Genomic DNA, 18,422 nt, shown 5'->3' with positions numbered 1-18,422 from the left:
GCCTACGAGCATCTCAGGTCGCCCCGCCGGCAGGGCGCGGATATCCGCCTTCTCGATCTCGAAGTTGAGCGCGAAGGGCGTGCGCGGGACGTGACCGTCCTCGAAGTCGTCAACGAAAACATGCCGTTCCTGCTCGATTCGACGCTCGCCGAGATTGTCGATGAAGGTTACGAGCCCCTCCTCGTGGCGCACCCGATCCTCGCCGTCGAACGGGATGAAGCCGGCGCTCTCGTGCGCCTGTTCGGCGAAGCCCTCAAGACCGGACAGCCGGCCGAAGCGGGGGTGAGGCGCGAGAGCTTCATCCACATCCACCTTCCGCGCATCGACGACGAAGCCGCGCGCCGTCGCCTCGTCGAGGCCCTGACGCATGTCTACGAGGACGTGGCGGTCGCGGTGCAGGATTTCCCGGCCATGCGGGCGCAGGTCACCGGAATCGTCGAAAGCTACCGCCTTCATCCGCCGCCGCTTCCCGCCGACGAGGCCGCCGAGGCGGTGGCTTTCCTCGACTGGATGTCGCGCGACAATTTCACGTTCCTGGGCGTGCGCGAGTACCGCCTGCCGGCGGGCGACACCGCCGCCGATCCGGTGGAAGGTTCCGGTCTCGGCCTGTTGCGGGATCCCTCGGTGCGCGTGCTGAGACGCGGCCGCGAGCTCGTCGCCATGACGCCGGAAATCCGCGAATTCCTGGAGCTGCCGAAAGCGCTCATCATCACCAAGGCGAACGTGAAGTCCCGCGTCCATCGCCGTGCGCATCTGGATTACGTGGGCGTCAAGCTCTTCGACGGCGATGGCCGCCTGCAGGGCGAGTTGCGCATCGTCGGGTTGTTCACCGCGAGCGCCTATACGAACACCACCGGCGAGGTCCCGTATCTGCGGCACAAGGTTGAAAAGATCATCGCGCGGGCGGGTTTCGACCCGTCGAGCTATGCGGGCCGCGCGTTGCGAAACGTTCTCGAAAACTATCCGCGCGACGAGCTGTTTCAGATCGACGAGAATACGCTCTACGATTTCGCCCTCGAAATCATGAATTTGTCCGAGCGTCCGCGTGTTCGGGCCCTCGTGCGGGCCGACGAGTTCGACCGGTTCGTGTCGGTGCTCGTCTTCGTGCCGAAAGAGCGCTACGACACGGATGCGCGGCGGCGCATCGGCGAATTCCTGGCGGGCATCTTCGAAGGCCGTCTCTCGGCCGCCTATCCGGCCTATCCGGAAGGTCCGCTGGCGCGCACTCATTACATCATCGGACGCGACGAGGGGACGACGCCGCAGGTTCCCCGCGACACGCTCGAAAAGGGAATCGCGACGATCGTGCGCACATGGGCGGACGCCCTGCGCGAGGCCTTCGATCTCGGCGTCGGCGGGCCGCGCGCCCGGGCGCTCGCCTCGCGCTACGCCAACGCGTTCAGCGCCGCCTATCGCGAGGCCTTCAGCGCCGACGAGGCCATTGTCGATGTGGGCATCCTCGAACAACTCTCCGAAGCGCGCCCCCGCGCCGTCGATCTGTTCCGCCGCCAAGGCGACGACGAGAAGCGCGTTCACCTGAAGGTCTTTTCGCGCGGCTCCTCGCTGCCGCTGTCGGAGCGCGTGCCGCTGCTCGAAAATCTCGGCTTCCGTGTCGTCAATGAGCGGACATACCGCGTGGCGTCGGCGGGCGACGCGAGCATGGACCGCGTGTGGCTCCACGACATGACGCTGGAACGTGCGACCGGCGGGCCCATCGATATCGATGCTATCCAGGACCTGATCGAGGCCGCGCTTCTGGCGCTCTTCCGCGGCCTTGCGGAATCGGATGCGTTCAACCGGCTCGTGCTGGAAGCCGGGCTCGGGTGGCGCGACGTCGCCATGGTGCGGGCGCTCGGCCGCTATCTTCGCCAGACGCGCATTCCCTACGCGCAGGATTATCTCGCCGAGACCCTGGCGCGTCACAGCGAGATCGTCACCCGGATCGTCGCCTTGTTCTACGCCCGGTTCGACCCGCGGATCGAGGATGCGGACGCGCGCCGGAAGCGCGAAGCGGACATCCGCGCCGAGATCGAGGAATTGCTGCGCGACGTCACGAGCCTCGACGACGACCGCATCCTGCGCCGCTTCATCAACCTCGTCGAGGCGGCAATCCGCACCAACTATTTCCAGCTCGAGGATAACGGGCTGCCGCGCCAGACCATCGCGTTCAAGTTCGAATGCGCCAAGGTCGACGGCCTGCCGCTGCCCAAGCCGCTCTACGAGATCTTCCTCTATTCGCCGCGCGTCGAAGGCGTCCACATGCGCTTCGGCCGCGTCGCGCGCGGGGGCCTGCGCTGGTCCGACCGGCCGCAGGATTTCCGCACCGAGGTGCTCGGCCTCGTCAAGGCGCAGCAGGTGAAGAACGCCGTGATCGTGCCGGTGGGCGCGAAGGGCGGCTTCGTTCCCAAGCACCTGCCGCCTCCGACCGATCGGCAGGCCTGGCTGGCGGAGGGCACGGAAGCCTACCGCATCTTCATCCGCACGCTCCTGCAGCTCACCGACAATATCGTCGACGACCACCTGGTGCCACCTCCCGATACGGTGCGGCACGACGGCGACGACCCGTATCTCGTGGTGGCGGCCGACAAGGGCACGGCGACGTTCTCGGACACCGCCAACGCGCTGTCGAAGGAAAAGGGCCATTGGCTCGGCGACGCCTTCGCGTCGGGCGGCAGCCAGGGCTACGACCACAAGAAGATGGGCATCACGGCCAGGGGCGCCTGGGAAGCGGTCAAGCGCCACTTCCGCGAGATGGACATCGACATCCAGTCCGAGCCCGTCACGGTGGCGGGCGTCGGCGACATGTCGGGCGACGTGTTCGGCAACGGCATGCTGCTGTCGCGCAAGCTCAAGCTGGTGGCGGCATTCGATCACCGCGACATCTTCCTCGATCCCGATCCCGACCCCGAGCTTTCCTTCGTCGAGCGCGAGCGCCTGTTCAACTTGCCCCGCTCGAGCTGGCAGGATTACGACAAGGCGCTCATCTCGAAGGGCGGCGGCATCTTTTCGCGCAGCGCAAAGTCGATTCCCCTCTCCGAGGAAGTGCGCGCGCAACTCGGGATCGAGAAGGACAAGGCGACGCCCGCCGAAGTCATGAGCGCGATTCTGAAGGCGCCGGTCGGGCTCTTGTGGTTTGGCGGCATCGGCACCTATATCCGCGCCTCCACTGAGACCGACGAGGAGGTCGGCGATCGCGCCAACGATCCGATCCGCATCACCGGCGGGGACGTCCATGCGCGGGTGATCGGCGAGGGCGCCAATCTCGGCATGACGCAACGCGGCCGCATCGAGGCGGCGCGCACCGGCGTGAAGCTCAACACCGACGCCATCGACAATTCGGCCGGCGTCAACACGTCCGACGTCGAGGTCAACATCAAGATCGGGCTCACAATCCCCGAGCGGGATGGCCGCCTCAACGAGGAGGATCGCAACGCCCTTCTGGTCGACATGACCGACGACGTGGCAAAACTGGTACTGCGCAACAACTACCTGCAGACGCTGGCGCTCTCCCTGTCCGAGCGGCGCGGCGTCGGCGATCTTGGTTTCGCCCGGCGCCTGATGCACATGCTGGAGGCGCAGGGACGCCTCGATCGCGCCATCGAGTATTTGCCGGACGACGCCGCCCTGACCGAGCGCGCGCGGCGCGGCGAAGCCTTGACGCGGCCCGAGCTCGCGATCCTGCTCGCCTATGCGAAGCTCTCGCTCCATGACGAATTGCTCGACAGTCCCGTGCCGGACGATCCGTATCTCGGCAAGGAGCTGGAGCGCTATTTCCCCGAGGCCATGCGCGAGCGTTTTCCGGACGCGGTTGCCAGCCATCGCTTGCGCCGTGAGATCATCGCCACCCAGCTCGCCAACGCGATCATCAATCGCGGCGGGCCCACGATGGTGGCGCGTCTCGTCGACCAGACGGGCGCCGATGCGCCGACGATCGCTGCCGCCTATGCGGCGACGCGGGATTCGTTCGGCCTGGGAGAACTCAACCTTGCCATCGATGCGCTCGACGGCGCGGTGCCGGGCGCCGTGCAGCTCGAACTCTACGGCGATCTTCAGGACCTGCTGATGAACCGCATCGTATGGTTCATCCGCAACGTCGATTTCACCAAACAATCGCTGGCGGACATCATCGGCACCTACTCGGCCGGAATCGCCGAGGTCGCCGCAGGCCTTCCCAAGACGCTCTCCGAGGATGCGCTGGCGCAATGGCATGCGCGCACGAATGCCTTCGTCGAACAGAAGGTCCCGGCGGATCTCGCGCGCCGCATGGCGGCGATCCCCGATTTGGTGGCGGCGCCCGATATCGTGCTGACCGCCGAGCGCACCGGGAAACCCGTCGAGGATATCGCGCGGACGCATTTTGCCATCGAGGCGGCGTTCCGGCTCGGGTCGCTGATCAACAGCGCGCGGGACATCGCGGTGAGCGATTACTTCGACCGGTTGGCACTGGACCGCGCCATCGACAGCATCGCGACGGCGCACCGCAACCTGACGGCGGAGGTCGCCGCCAGCGGCGCCGCCGGCGTCGCGGGGGTGGCGGCCTGGAGCGAGCAGCGCGGCGCGGACGTGACCCGCATCAGAAGTGCTGTCGACAACATCGTGCTGTCGGGCCTCAGCCTGTCGAAAGTGACGGTGGCGGCGAGCCTGCTCGGCGACCTGGCGCGCCATTGATCGCGCCAGCGAAGGAGAGACGGTGAATCAGCAGGACCTGCCGCGGTCGCTCTCGGCCGCAAGCCCCGTCGCAGGTGCACGACGCGCCGGCATGGCGTCGAAACCTGCCATTCTCGGCTGGCTGCTGTTCGACTGGGCCTGCCAGCCCTTCTTCACTCTGGTGACGACATTCGTGTTCGCGCCCTATTTCGCGGCGTCGCTGGCGCCCGATCCGGTAACGGGTCAAAGCCTGTGGGGGTTCGCGACGGCCTGCGCCGGACTGGTGCTGGCTTTCATGTCGCCGATCCTCGGTTCGGTGGCGGATGCGACCGGCCCGAAAAAGCCGTGGATCGCCTCCTGCGGGCTGGTCCTGTTCGTCTCTTCGTTCGCCCTTTGGTTCGCAGCGCCCGGGCAGGCTCATGCGATTCCCGTGGCGCTGATGGGTTTCGCCGTCGGCACCATCGCGGTGGAGGTCGCGGCGGTGTTCAACAATGCCATGATCCCACGTCTCGTGCCGCCGGAGCGCTTCGGTCGATTGTCGGGCACCGGCTGGGCCATCGGCTATTTCGGCGGTCTGGTCTCGCTGGTGATCGTGCTGGGCTTTCTCGCCGCCGACCCGAAGACGGGACTGACCCTCGCGGGCTTCCGCCCGCTTCTTGGCCTCGACCCGATCCACATGGAGGGAGACCGCGCCACCGGTCCGTTCTCGGCGGTCTGGTTTCTGCTGTTCATCCTGCCGCTCTTCATCTTCACGCCGGACGTGGAGCGCTCGGCGCTGAGCCTGCGCGACGCGGTCAAGAAGGGCCTGGCGCAGGTCCGCGGCACGATCACCGATGCCAGACGTCACCACAGCGTCGGTCGCTTTCTCCTTGCCAACATGGTGTATCAGGACGCGCTCGTGGCCCTGTTCGCGTTCGGCGGCATCTACGGCGCCGGCGTGTTCGGCTGGCGGGCCACGGAACTGGGGATCTTCGGCATCATGCTGACGGTCACCGGCACGATCGGCGCGCTTATCGGCGGCAGGCTCGACGATCGCGTCGGCGCCAAGCCGGTGATTCTCGGCGCCATCGCGGTGCTGGCCATCGTGTGCCTCGGCATCCTGTCCTTGGGCAACGACCATATCCTGTTCGTCGTCCCCACGGCCCCGGCGACGGAGGGGCTTTACGGCAGCGTTCCCGAAAAACTGTTCCTGGCGCTCGGCTTGTTCATCGGCGCGGTGGCGGGCCCTCTTCAGGCCTCATCCCGCAGCCTCCTTGCCCGGCTAGTCCCGGCCTCCGAGGCCGGCCGGTATTTCGGCCTGCTCGCCCTGTCGGGAAAAGTGACGTCGTTCCTGGCACCCCTGATGGTGGCTGCGGCCACCTGGATGTTCCAGACGCAGGCCGCGGGACCCGCCGTGCTGATCCTGTTCTTCTGCGCCGGCGGATGGTTGCTGAGCGGCGTGAAGCGGGTTTAGCGAACTCCACGGTGCTTCCCTCCCCCTTGCGGGGAGGGATTGAGGGTGGGGGTGGTGGAGTTTTGGCCGAGCGTCAGGCGTAGAGCGCCACGGCAGGGCGCGGGACGAGGTCCGGGCCGCCCGGTCGAACCACCCCCACCCCTACCCCTCCCCGCAAGGGGGAGGGAAAGAGCAGGATTCCCCGCCTCGATGGCCCGCATCAATGCCGGAAGTGACGATACCCCGTGAACACCATGGCAAGCCCCGCCTCGTCGGCGGCGCGGATCACCTCGTCGTCGCGCATGGAGCCGCCGGGCTGGATCACCGCGGTCGCGCCCGCTTCCGCCGCGGCCAATAGGCCGTCCGCGAAGGGGAAGAAGGCGTCGGAGGCGACGACCGATCCCTTCGCGAGAGTCTCGGGCAGACCGGCCGCCTTGGCGGCCTCGGCGGCCTTCCAGGCCGCGATGCGGGAGGAATCGACGCGGCTCATCTGGCCCGCCCCGATGCCCACCGTGGCGCCGTCCCGGGCATACACGATGGCGTTCGACTTGACGTGCTTGGCGACGCGGAAGGCGAAGCGCATATCGGCGAGCTCGCGCTCGGTCGGCGCGCGTTTCGTCACCACCTTCAGGTCCATCTTATCGACCACCGCATTGTCGCGGTTCTGGGCCAGAAAGCCGCCCGCGACGGTGCGCAGCGTCAGGCCCCCTCGGCGGGGATCGGGCAGGTGGCCGGCGACGAGCAGGCGAAGGTTCTTCTTCGCCGCCACGATGGCGATGGCCTCCTCGGTCGCGTCGGGGGCGATGATGACCTCGGTGAAGATCTCCACGATGGCCTTTGCGGCATCGGCGTCGAGCGTGCGGTTCATCGCAACGATTCCCCCGAAGGCCGAGACCGGGTCGCAGCGAAGCGCCCGCTCATAGGCGTCGCGCAGGCTCGCGCCCTCCGCCACGCCGCAGGGATTGGCGTGCTTGACGATGACGATGGCGGCGGAGCGGGCCGGATCGAATTCGGCGACTGCCTCGTAGGCGGCGTCGGTGTCGTTGATGTTGTTGTAGGAAAGCTGCTTGCCCTGCACCTGCCTTGCGGTCGCGACCCCCGGGCGCTGTTCGGGCGTGCGGTAGAAGGCTGCCGTCTGATGCGGATTTTCGCCATAGCGGAGCACTTCGGCGATGGCGCCGCCGAGCGCGCGGAAGGGCGGCGTCGGGTCTTTCAGTTCGTCGGCCATCCAGTTGGAGATCGCGGCGTCGTAGGCGGCCGTGCGCGCATACGCTTTCTGCGCGAGGCGGCGGCGCAGCGTGAGACTGACCGAACCCTCATGGGTCGCCATGTCGTCGAGCACCGCCGCGTAATCCGCATTGTCGACCACCACCGCCACGTCGCCGTGGTTCTTGGCCGCCGCGCGGATCATCGCCGGGCCGCCGATGTCGATGTTCTCGATGCAATCGTCGTAGGGCTTAGCTGCCGCCACCGTTGCCTCGAACGGGTAGAGATTGACCACCAGCAGGTCGATCTGTCCGATCCCGTGGGCGAGCATCGCAGCCTGATGCTCGGGATTCGACCGAATGCCCAGCAGCCCTCCATGAACGGCCGGGTGCAGCGTCTTGACGCGTCCGTCCATCATCTCCGGGAAACCCGTCAGATCGCTCACGTCGCGCACGGCGAGTCCGGCTTCCGCCAGCGCCTTGCGGGTTCCCCCCGTCGAGACGAGCTCCACGCCCCGTGCCACCAGCGCCTGCGCGAAATCCACGAGACCGGTCTTGTCGGACACGGATAGAAGAGCGCGGGTGACGCGCTTGAGGTCGCTCGGCATGAGGCGGCTCCGTTCGGGGGAATTGCTGCGCGCGATAGCATAGCGGGCCCGGTTAGGGAACCTCGGCCCGCGTGCGGACGCCGCCGTCAGAGCAATTCCGGCCCGGGCTCGGCGCGTGGGCTCGGGTTGAAGCTGCGGGCCAGACGCTCGAAGCGCCAGCGCACGGAGGGGGTTTCGTGCGGCTTCAGCGAGAGGACGATCTGTTCGGTGCGCTTCATGCCGTCGGGCGTCGCAAGAAAGATGCTGTCTTCCACGAAGGCGTCGCCGGGGCTCGCGGTGAACTGCCACGCCTCGCGGTTCGGCAGCACGAGCATGACGACCCGCCCGCCTTGAGCGCGGCTCGCCTTGATGCCGGGTGCGAGATGGAAACGGATGATGGCGTCGTTCGACGGCTTGGCCGAGCCTTCGCCCCAGAACAGGTCTTCGCCCTCCACGCGGTCACCGTCATGCGACAGGTGCCAGCGCCGTTCGTGCGTCAGGCCAAAGCGCCGGGCATAGCCGTCATGCGTGGCGTTGAGGGTCTGGACACGGTCGCGCTCCGAGCGCTCCGCCGTCACGCGCTGCGGTCCTGCGACGACGACGGGGCCGATCCGGTCGAGAAGCCAGCGCGCGGCCATGCGGTCGATCGCATGACCTTTGAGAGAGACGAGCGTGCTCGACGACACATCGTTGATGGACGCCGTCGAATGCGCCACGGTCGAGCGGGATGCCTGCAGGATGGAATCGTTGGCAATGCGCGGCGTGCCGCAATTGACCACGATGCGCTGCGCGCCGCTGGAGAATTCGAACGACAGGCAACCGGCCCCGGCCTCGGTCGAGAGCGGAATGGGCGGCGGAGCGCCCACATCGGCCACCAGAAGGGTGCGGCCCGCCTCCATGCGCTCATAGCCGGAGAACGGTGCGTGGTGGATCGGCTGGCTGCGCATGTCATCGTAGGTCAGGAGCGTCGCCAGATGGTCGGCGGCCGTGACCCCCATGCCGTTGAAATGCGACAGAGTGCCGTCCCCGTGCCGAAACAGCCGCACCATCGGCAGCATCCGGTCGATGGCCCGCAGCAAGGCCTCGGGCGTGTCGACCTCGCGGCTGGCGAACATCTGGCGCAGGGGGAGCAGATCGAACAGCAGATCAACCAGGACCCGCGGGTTGCGGCTGGCATGCCCGCCATCGGCGAGGACCTGGCGATCCAGTTCCCGGGCGAGGAGCCGGGACGAGCGGCGCAGCGTCTTCTCCAGACCCTCGCAGCAAAGGCCCGCGTAGCAGAGCGCGATGGCGGCCGTGAGCTGCTGCTGGGGCAGGGCGCCGGCCCGCAGGTGCCGTTCGAGGTCCCGCACCAGGTTGCCGACGATCCGCAGGAAGCGTTGGTAGAAGGCGTGATCGGCTCCCTCGAGGATCAGCGGCGACTGGCTGATGAAGGAGATCAGCCGGCGGGCCACGATCTGCGTATCGTGCGCGGTGCGCCGGTCACCCAGGCGCGACGAGACGAACTCGTCCACCAGGGAGCGGGCATTGGCCTGCGCGAGTGCAGTGCCGGCTGCCCGCAGGTGGCGCAGCCAGCCGAACCCGTAGAGCGCCTCCGCCCAGGCCCGGCTCGGCGGCACGAAGCCGAAAGGCGAACGGCCGCTGGTGGTGATCGACCGGCCGGCGAATGCGAAGAAGCCCGAATAGATGTCGGACGCGATGGTGGGATCGGCGGTGCGCAGATCCTGCGGGGCGAACAGAAGCCGGGTCGGCGAGGGCGAACTCATACGGATGCGGGACAGGCCCCACGAGAGACTTTCGCGCAGAGCGCGGCCGGCCTCGCGGAGTGCGAGGCCATAAAGCCGCCAGCGGTCCGGCCCCCAATTCACGAAGGTGCGCTCCTGTTGTTCTGCCACATTCCGTCGCAGCCCTTATGAAGCTCTGCTCGCCGTTCGGTTAAGATCGGGTAACCAACCGCCGTTTTTGTCAGGAAAGGCTGCGGACAAAACGTGCCGCGAAGAACCCGTCGACGCCGCCGCGATAGGGCTCGGCGCCGTCGAGATGGAACGGCAAGGTCCGCAGATCGCCCTTGGGAGTGACCCACTCCGCCTCGCCCCCCACTTCCGCGGGTTCGATGGGTGAGCGGACGAAATCCGGATGGCGCTCAAGGAACGCATCGGCCTGTTTCTCGCCCTCGTCCGCCTCCAGCGAACAGGTGCAATAGACGAGGCGCCCGCCCGGCTTCAAAAGGCTCGCAGCCTTGTCGAGCAGCCGGCTCTGCAGCGCGATGAGTTTCCGCAGATCGTCCTCGCCCTTGGTCCAGGTGACGTCCGGATGGCGGCGGATCGTCCCCGTGGCCGAGCAGGGCGCATCGAGCAGAATGCCGTCGAAGGGTGGCTCGTCGAGCTTCTCGGCCGCGATGGCACGGGTTTCGGCCTTCAGGTTGAGCCGTGCGAGATTCTGTTCGAGGCGTACGAGGCGCTTGGCCGAGCGGTCGACCGCCAAGACCTCGGCCCCGGCGGCCGCCAGTTGGGCGGTCTTGCCTCCGGGAGCCGCGCAGAGATCGGCGATGCGCTCACCGGCTGTCGCCCGCAGCAGGCGCGCCGGAAGCGCTGCGGCTGCGTCCTGCACCCACCATTCGCCGTCCTCATATCCCGGCAATTCGCGGATCGGCACCCGCTCCACCAGACGAATGCTGCCCGTCGGCAGCAGAGCGCCGCCGAGTTTCTCCGCCCATCCCGCAGCGTCACTTTTCACCGAGATATCGACCGAGGCCGTGGAGCGATGCGCCTCGGCGATCCGTCGAGCGGTGGCCTCGCCGTATTGCGCGACCCACCGATCTTCCAGCCAGTCGGGCGTATCCAGAAACGCATCGGCGGGTTTCAGGATCGCGTCACGCTCGCGGGCGACCCGCCGCAACACGGCGTTGATCAGTCCATCGGCATGTTTCAGCTTGTAATCGCCCTGCGCCAGTTGAACGGCGGTATCGACGGCCGCGTGGTCGGGCACGTCGAGGAAGAGGATCTGCGCTGCGCCAATGGCGAGAAGATGCAGGAGACGTTCGTCGCGCTGCCCCTTGTTGAGCCGCTCGCGCAAGGCGCTGCCGATGGTGCCGAGGCGGCGGAAGGTGACGATGCAGATGGCGCGGGCCAATGCCTCGTCGCGGGCCGAAAGATCGGCGGCGGGCGATAGTTCGTCGAGCACGTCGTCGAGGGGAACGCGCCGCTTCAGGGTTTCGGAAACGGCCTCCCAGGCAAGGCGGCGGGGGCCGAGGCCCGCCTGGCTGTCCGGCTGCGCCACGGCGCTCAACCCCAGGGCCCACGGCGCGTGGTGCGGTTCCACGGACTTGCAGGGGGAGGGCGCGTGAAGCTCGGCGCGGCGGCCGCCGTGGTCACGCCGTGCCCCATTTCCTGGGCGAGAGCCTGCAGGGCGGCGATGCGATTTTCAGTCGCCGGATGTGTGGAAAAGAAGTTGTCCATGCCTCGCCCTGAAAGAGGGTTGATGATGAAGAGAGGCGCGGTGGCGGGATGCCGCTCCGCGTCCTCGTTGGGAATATGGGAGACGCCGCCCGCGATCTTGGCGAGCGCCGAGGCCAGCGCCATCGGCTTGCCCAGGATGGTGGCTCCCATGCGGTCGGCGTCATATTCGCGCGAACGGCTGATCGCCATCTGGATGACCATGGCGGCGAGCGGTGCGATGAGGGCGGTGAGCAGCATCACGACGGCGTTCGGCCGCTCGCCGCCCCGGCCGCCGAACAGGAAGCCGAACTGCGCGAGGCTGGCGATGGCGCCCGCGATGGTGGCGCTGACGGTCATGATCAGGGTGTCGCGGTTTTTGATATGGGCCAGTTCGTGCGCCATCACGCCCGCCACCTCGTCCGGAGACAGCATGGCAAGAAGGCCCGTCGTCGCGGCGACGGCGGAATTTTCCGGGTTGCGGCCCGTCGCGAAGGCGTTGGGCTGCGGATTGTCGATGAGATAGACCCGCGGCGGCGGCAGGCCGGCGCGGCTTGCCAGGTCATGGACCATGCGGACGAGATCCGGCGCGGTGCGCTCGTCCACCTCCGTCGCGTGATGGGCGGACAGGGCGAGACGGTCGGAATTCCAATAGGCGAAGACGTTGGTGGCGACACCGAAGGCGAGCGCGATCAACATGCCGGTGCCGCCGCCCAGCATGTAGCCGACAACGCCGAAGAGGGCGGTCAGCGCCGCCAGCAGCATTCCGGTCTTGACGGTGTTCATTCGGGTCTCCACCTCGTAGGCAACCGGCGGATCGTTGGAAATCCGCCACACGAGGTCTATGTGGGAACGGTCCCGCTCTGCCCCAAGAGGTCCGTCGCGGACCCGAGGGGGAGCCAAGGCATCAGAAAGGCGTAAGGCGCTTCATGAGCATAAACGACACTCCCGACACAAGCCCTGTTGCGTCCGTCGAGGGCGCGGCCCCCGGAAAGACGCTGACGCCCGAGGCAAGGCGCGCTCTCGCCGAGGCGGTCGAGCGGCGGCGGGAAATCGACGCCCGCGCGGCGGAACTCGCCAGGATTCGAGAGCATCGGGGCCGGGGCGGCCTCGAACCGGTGCGCTACGCGGATTGGGAGGTCAAAGGCATCGCGGCGGATTTCTGATCCAGCTGGAAGCGTTACCCCCGGCTGAAATGCGCCGGCACGTTGTTTCCACGAGCGGCCCCGCTTAATCTCCCGCCAAACGAGGGTGGGGCATGAGTGGGGCGAGGCGGCTTGCAATGTTTCGGGACCTTCTGGAGGAGGCGCACCGCGCCCTCGATCTCCAGTTCGGTTTCGAACTCTGGGATGGCTCCACCGTCCCGCGCGACCTGCCCTCCTACGCCATGTGCATGGTGATCAAGCGCGAAAGCGTCATCACCGCCCTCATGCGCAGGCCCAATCTCGACACCCTCATCAATGCCCATGTGGCGGGCCTGCTCGATATCAAGAACGGCACCATTTTCGATCTCGCGGCGCAGCGCCCGCAGGGCAAGATCGGCCGCCGGCTCAAGGGCCTGAGCAAGCGCAAGGCGATTGAGGCCGCGTGGCACTTCTGGCGCGCGCCCGGCGCCATGCCCCGCCCCCTCGATCGCGTGAAGGACAACGCCTTCGCGCGCGACGGCAGACCACAGACCAACAAGCAGAACGTCGCGTACCATTACGACGTGTCGAACGCCTTCTATCGGCTCTTCCTCGACCCCGAGATGGTCTATACCTGCGCGTATTTTCAGCCCGACTGGCACGACGATCTCGCCCGCGCGCAATTCGACAAGCTCGACATGATCTGCCGCAAGCTCAGGCTGAAGCCCGGCGATCGCTTCCTCGATATCGGTTGCGGCTGGGGTGCTCTCATCTGCCACGCGGCCCAGCATTACGGCGTCAAGGCGACGGGCGTCACCCTCTCCGAAGAGCAGGCGGCCCTCGCACGCGAAAAAATCGCCGCGCTGGGATTGCAGGATCGCGTCGAGGTCGTGTTGCGCGACTACACGCAGATGGAAGGCGAGTTCGACAAGATATCGTCCATCGGCATGTTCGAACAGGTCGGGATTCGCAACTATCCCGATTATTTCCGCGCCGTTCATCGGCTGCTGCGCCCACGCGGGTTGTATCTCCACCACACCATCGCGCGGCGCGCCAAACGCTCCGAGCGTGCCTTCCGCAAGCTCAAGCCCGAATATCGCGCGCTCACCCGCTACATCTTTCCCGGCGGCGAACTCGATCACCTGGGCATGTCGGTCTCGAATCTCGAGCGCTTCGGCTTCGAAGTGCACGACGTGGAGGCCTGGCGCGAGCATTATCAGCGCACCACGCGTCTCTGGTGGGAAAATCTCAACGCCCGCCGCAAGGAGGCCGAAGCCGAGGTGGGGCCTGAGAAAACCCGCATGTGGCTGCTTTATCTCGCCGGCTGCTCGCTCGCCTTCGAGCGCGGCGCGGTAGGCGTGAACCAGACCCTCGCGTCGAAACGCACCCGCGGCCCCGCAGGGCTGCCGCCATCGCGGGCGGATCTGTACCGGTAAGGAAAACCCCGAGACTTCATGGATCGGCTATCAGCCAGCCTCGGTAATGAACCAGCGCTCCGATGAGCGGTAGTGATATCGGCACATCGAAACGGTAGCGGCCTGTGCCGTCGATGAAGGCACGCGCTTGCGAGCGAGGTGCCAGAAAACGTGGCAGCGGAAGCGCGCCGAGACGCCATCCGGTGGCGTTCAGATTGAAACCGTTCTCATGCGCCGCGATATGCAGCAGCATCACGAACGGCCCGAACTGTTCGGTGAGACGACCGGATCCGTCGTCGCGGCGAAGGCGGCTGCGAAACGTGGCGCCGCCGAAGCGTCGCGTCCAGACTTCGCTGCTGTTTTGCGGCGTCAACATGACGTCGGCTGCGAGATCGTTGTGCTGACGTGGAAAGCGGAACAGCCACGCGATCATGCGGCCGGCGAGGGTGCTCGCGCCCGTCACATCCACCCGGCCGCGCAGAATACGCGTCCTCACGCCCGCAGGAACATCCCGTAGCGACGGTGGCATGGCGTCCATGGATGGACCGAGCGCGGAGACAAACAGGCCCGCCTCACGCTGGCGCACATCGTGCCGCGTCGTGATCGCGAAACGACGGAATTCGGCCTCGATGTCGGGGAGGCCCAGAATCCCGACCGCCGGCATGGCGCCGCGGACGGCGATACGGTCKTCCAACAAGGCCTTCACGAGCGCGAGCGCAGGCAGGACCGGAATATTGGGTCCGTCCCCGGCTTCCGCTACGAGCGACCACGTAGCTTCGACGGCGGCGCCGTCGGCTCCGACGCCCTTGGCCGAACCGCTCATGCCGCCGCGATCGCTGCCGTACTTGTCCAGCTCCCGGCGATTGCACGTAGGGGACGCGCGAGCCGGCCGAGCGACGGAAGCAGATGGAGACGTACCGCCTGCGCGAGGACAAAGAGGCCGAGATGAAGAGCCGGGATCTCGAGGCCGGCGCGGAAGATCGCCGTGCGAACTGCCGGAAAGCGCGCCGGCACGAGATCGAGATCGGGTGTCTCGCACAGCGACAGCCAGCGCGGACCAAGGCCCGGAATGGTTCGTCGCACGAGTTCGCCCCATGCCGGCTTCGTGGTCCAGGCTCCGTCGAGACGCAAGCGCACGGGCCTGCCTGCATAACTCAGGATGGCCTTCACCACGGACAATCCGCGCGGTGCGCGATTTCCCGGAGAAATCGCGATCTCGACCACCTCCACGACACGCCAACCCCGGGTGATCGCATCGAGCGCCGCGCTGGAGAGCGCGGGTGTGGAACTGGCGCCGGTCGCGGCGAGAACACCGGCCGCGCGGGCTTCTCTATCGAGGGCCGGAAACGTCGCCACGAAGTCGCGCGCATCCGCGATATCCACGTAGTGGCAACCGGCTGCAATCGCCGCTCGCGCGACGCTTGGCTCCTGGTTCTGAAAAGGGCCGGCGGCATCGATCACGCAGAAGGGACGAATCTCCCGTATCTCCGGCGCGGCATTGCGCCGGTCGAGCGTCACGGCGCCGATACGCTCTCGGCCGTGGCTTTCTGCCAAAGCCGCGACGACTGCTTGATGTCGCTGCGTGCGGCCTGCCACCACGACCCGGCAGTCGGTTGTTTGAAGGAGACCTTCGGTCAAGCGGATGCCGAATGCTCCCCCGCCTCCAATCACGAGAATCGTCGCCGGATTCAAGTCGGCGGGGGAGGCGATACGTTTCACGAACAGATCCTCACGAGATCGGCCCGCAACTCTATGGCAAAATTTTGTGACGTATCAATGCGTCATCGCTCAACCACCACCCGCGTCCCCACCCCCACCTGCTCGTACAGGTCTAGGATATCCGCGTTCAGCATGCGGATGCAGCCATAGGACGCGAAGGTGCCGATGGAATCCGGGCGGTTCGTGCCGTGGATGGCATATTCGTCACGATCGAGGGTCAGTGCCCGTACCCCCATAGGATTGTTGGGCGCGCCGCCGGGAATGACGTCGGGCAGGCGGGGATTGTCGCGTTTCACCTCAAGCGGGGGCGACCAGGCGGGTTTCACGTATTTGCCGTCGATCCGCGCCTCGCCGAACCATTGCTTGCCGGGCTTTCCGACCGCGATGCGGTAGCGCAATGCCGTGCCGTCGTCCCGGACGAGATAGAGCCGCCGTTCCGAGGTCCGGATCAGGACGGTGCCGGGGGCGATCCCGGCCTCGAAGGGCACGACCTCCCGTGCGGCGGCGCTCCCGCCCGTCAGAACCGCCAGCCCGATCATGAAACCCAGTCGCGCACGCATGTCTCAACCCTCCCTGTGGGTTGAGACGCCGATGCAACGGCTCAGGTTCCGTCGTCAGCGGATAATCAGATGATCGGATCCCATCCGAGCATGCGGTCGGATGGCGCGTGGGCCGCATGCGGCGTGCGGTTGGTCATGCGCGCATAGAGTCGCTTCACCGTCGCGCTCGCCGTCGTCACGCAGAGGAACGGCAGGAACGCATGGACCAGCGCCGCAAGTCCGGCGGCCAGCAGCGGGCCGGCGAAACTGAGCGCGACGCCCATGTGTTCGAGATAGGATTCGCCGACCGCCTCGGGATGTTCGGTGAAAAGGGTCTTCAGGGACATGGCCGCCTCCAATTGCGGGCGCATGGTACCGTTCGGTGCGGCTGGCCTCAAGGGGTCGATGGCCGGGACGAGCCCGGTCCAACCGAGAGCAAAACGCGCGGAGGGGAGCGCCGTCAGGCGCCCGCCCGCTTGTTCTGGCGGTTCGTCACCAGATCGTCGACGACGGCGGGATCGGCGAGCGTCGAGGTGTCGCCGAGATTGCCGAATTCGTCCTCGGCGATCTTGCGCAGGATGCGGCGCATGATCTTGCCCGAGCGGGTTTTCGGCAGCCCGGGGGCGAACTGGATCAGGTCGGGCGACGCGATGGGGCCGATTTCCTTGCGGACCCACACGACCAGYTCCTTGCGAAGCTCCTCGGTGGGCTGTTCGCCCGCCATGAGCGTCACATAGGCGTAGATGCCCTGGCCCTTGATGTCGTGGGGATAGCCGACGACCGCGGCTTCCGACACCTTCGGATGCGCCACCAGCGCCGATTCGACCTCCGCCGTGCCCATGCGGTGGCCCGACACGTTGATGACGTCGTCGACGCGRCCGGTGATCCAGTAATAGCCGTCSGCATCCCGCCTGCAGCCGTCCCCGGTGAAATACTTGCCCGGATAGGTGGAGAAATAGGTTTGCACGAAGCGRTCRTGGTCGCCATAGACGGTGCGCATCTGGCCCGGCCAGGAATCGGCGATCACGAGATTGCCCTCGGCCGCGCCCTCGAGCACCTTGCCGTCGGCATCGACCACCTGCGGGATGACGCCGAAGAAGGGCTTCGTCGCGGAGCCGGGCTTGAGCTTGGTGGCGCCGGGCAACGGCGCGATCAGGATGCCGCCGGTCTCGGTCTGCCACCACGTGTCGACCACCGGACAGCGGCTGTCCCCGACCACGCGATAGTACCATTCCCACGCTTCTGGGTTGATCGGTTCGCCGACGCTGCCGAGAAGCCGCAGGGATTTGCGCGACGTCTTCTTCACCGGCTCCTCGCCGGCCTGCATGAGCGAGCGGATGGCCGTCGGGGCGGTRTAGAAGATGTTCACGTTGTGCTTGTCGATGACGTCCCAGAACCGGGAGATCGTCGGATAGGTCGGCACACCCTCGAACATCAGCGTGGTGGCGCCGTTGGCGAGCGGCCCGTAGAGGATATACGAATGGCCCGTGACCCAGCCCACATCGGCGGTGCACCAATAGATATCGCCGTCATGATAATCGAAGATGTATTGATGCGTGCTCGCCACATGCACCAGATAGCCGCCGGTGGTGTGCAGCACGCCCTTGGGCTGGCCGGTGGAGCCTGAGGTGTAGAGCAGGAACAGCGGGTCCTCGGCGTTCATCTCCTCCACGGGGCAATCGGTGGTGACCATCTTGGCGGCTTCGTCGTAATAGACGTCGCGTCCCGGCACCATGTTGACGGGCGAACCCGTGCGGCGCACGACCAGCACGTGGTCGACGTTGCCGGCGCGCTCGATGGCGGCGTCCACATTCACCTTCAGGGGCACCTTGCGGCCGCCGCGCAGGCCTTCGTCGGCGGTGATGATGAAGACCGATTTCGCATCCGAGATGCGGCTTGCCAGCGAATCCGGCGAGAACCCGCCGAACACCACCGAATGAATGGCGCCGATCCGCGCGCAAGCGAGCATCGCGTAGGCGGCCTCGGGTATCATCGGCATGTAGATGGTGACGCGGTCGCCCTTGGCGACGCCGCGATTGCGCATGACGTTGGCCATGCGGCAGACCTCGTCGTGCAATTCGCGATAGGTGATCTTTTTTGATTCCGACGGGTCGTCGCCTTCCCAGATGATGGCGACCTGATCGCCCCGGGTGTCGAGATGCCGGTCGATGCAATTATACGCCACGTTGGTGACGCCGTCCTCGAACCAGCGGATCGAGACCTCGCCGGGGCCGAAATTGGTGTTCTTGATCCGGGTCGGCTGCCTGAACCAATGGATGCGTCGCGCCTCCTCGGCCCAGAAAGCGTCGGGATTCCGGAT

Annotated in this window: 13 protein-coding genes; 4 read left to right on the top strand and 9 right to left on the bottom strand. The window is 66.7% G+C overall.

Annotation, left to right across the window (positions count from 1 at the left end; genetic code table 11):
• Positions 1-4,668 (top strand): NAD-glutamate dehydrogenase (locus tag AC1DVM_RS18385; RefSeq protein ID WP_477256753.1); only part of this gene is annotated, 4,668 nt, incomplete at its 5' end.
• 22 nt (positions 4,669-4,690) lie between these two features.
• Positions 4,691-6,100: an MFS transporter gene (locus AC1DVM_RS18380; protein WP_477256751.1), complete on the top strand. Its 1,410-nt coding sequence runs from the start codon at positions 4,691-4,693 to the stop codon at positions 6,098-6,100.
• Between the two features lie 199 nt (positions 6,101-6,299).
• On the opposite strand, the gene purH is transcribed toward AC1DVM_RS18380, so the two are convergent.
• From purH to htpX, 4 genes are all read right to left on the bottom strand, one after another.
• Positions 6,300-7,892, bottom strand: a complete 1,593-nt coding sequence (gene purH / locus AC1DVM_RS18375) for a bifunctional phosphoribosylaminoimidazolecarboxamide formyltransferase/IMP cyclohydrolase (RefSeq protein WP_477256750.1) — start codon at positions 7,890-7,892, stop codon at positions 6,300-6,302.
• An 86-nt stretch (positions 7,893-7,978) separates the two neighbouring features.
• Complete coding sequence (locus tag AC1DVM_RS18370) at positions 7,979-9,739, bottom strand: heparinase II/III family protein (RefSeq protein ID WP_477256748.1); 1,761 nt, start codon at positions 9,737-9,739, stop codon at positions 7,979-7,981.
• Positions 9,740-9,836: 97 nt separating this feature from the next.
• Positions 9,837-11,150, bottom strand: coding sequence for an RsmB/NOP family class I SAM-dependent RNA methyltransferase (locus tag AC1DVM_RS18365; protein ID WP_477256746.1), 1,314 nt, complete (start codon positions 11,148-11,150; stop codon positions 9,837-9,839).
• Between the two features lie 5 nt (positions 11,151-11,155).
• Positions 11,156-12,091, bottom strand: a complete 936-nt coding sequence (gene htpX / locus AC1DVM_RS18360; RefSeq protein WP_477256744.1) for a zinc metalloprotease HtpX — start codon at positions 12,089-12,091, stop codon at positions 11,156-11,158.
• A 143-nt stretch (positions 12,092-12,234) separates the two neighbouring features.
• Here htpX and AC1DVM_RS18355 point away from each other — a divergent pair, with 143 nt between their 5' ends.
• Positions 12,235-12,471, top strand: coding sequence for a DUF1674 domain-containing protein (locus AC1DVM_RS18355; protein ID WP_477256742.1), 237 nt, complete (start codon positions 12,235-12,237; stop codon positions 12,469-12,471).
• Between the two features lie 116 nt (positions 12,472-12,587).
• On the top strand, positions 12,588-13,865 hold the full coding sequence (locus AC1DVM_RS18350) for a class I SAM-dependent methyltransferase (RefSeq protein WP_477256740.1): 1,278 nt from the start codon (positions 12,588-12,590) through the stop codon (positions 13,863-13,865).
• Positions 13,866-13,881: 16 nt separating this feature from the next.
• Here AC1DVM_RS18350 and AC1DVM_RS18345 read toward each other — a convergent pair whose 3' ends face one another.
• The 5 genes from AC1DVM_RS18345 to acs form a co-directional block, all read right to left on the bottom strand.
• A complete protein-coding gene (locus AC1DVM_RS18345; protein WP_477256738.1) occupies positions 13,882-14,667 on the bottom strand; it encodes a DUF4166 domain-containing protein in 786 nt (261 codons plus the stop codon).
• Positions 14,664-15,563, bottom strand: coding sequence for a saccharopine dehydrogenase family protein (locus AC1DVM_RS18340; protein ID WP_477256737.1), 900 nt, complete (start codon positions 15,561-15,563; stop codon positions 14,664-14,666). The genes AC1DVM_RS18345 and AC1DVM_RS18340 overlap by 4 nt, the downstream gene beginning before the upstream one ends.
• Before the next feature lie 62 nt (positions 15,564-15,625).
• Positions 15,626-16,123 carry a L,D-transpeptidase gene (locus AC1DVM_RS18335; protein ID WP_477256735.1) on the bottom strand — a complete coding sequence of 166 codons (498 nt, stop codon included), beginning with the start codon at positions 16,121-16,123 and terminating at the stop codon, positions 15,626-15,628.
• Positions 16,124-16,188: 65 nt separating this feature from the next.
• Positions 16,189-16,449, bottom strand: coding sequence for a DUF6356 family protein (locus AC1DVM_RS18330; protein WP_477256733.1), 261 nt, complete (start codon positions 16,447-16,449; stop codon positions 16,189-16,191).
• Positions 16,450-16,562: 113 nt separating this feature from the next.
• Positions 16,563-18,422 (bottom strand): acetate--CoA ligase (gene acs / locus AC1DVM_RS18325; protein ID WP_477256731.1); only part of this gene is annotated, 1,860 nt, incomplete at its 5' end.

The organism is Microvirga sp. P4_A5, assembly GCF_056402495.1.
The sequence above is the reverse complement of the archived record's forward strand: the minus strand, read 5'-3'. Positions and strand labels throughout refer to the sequence as shown.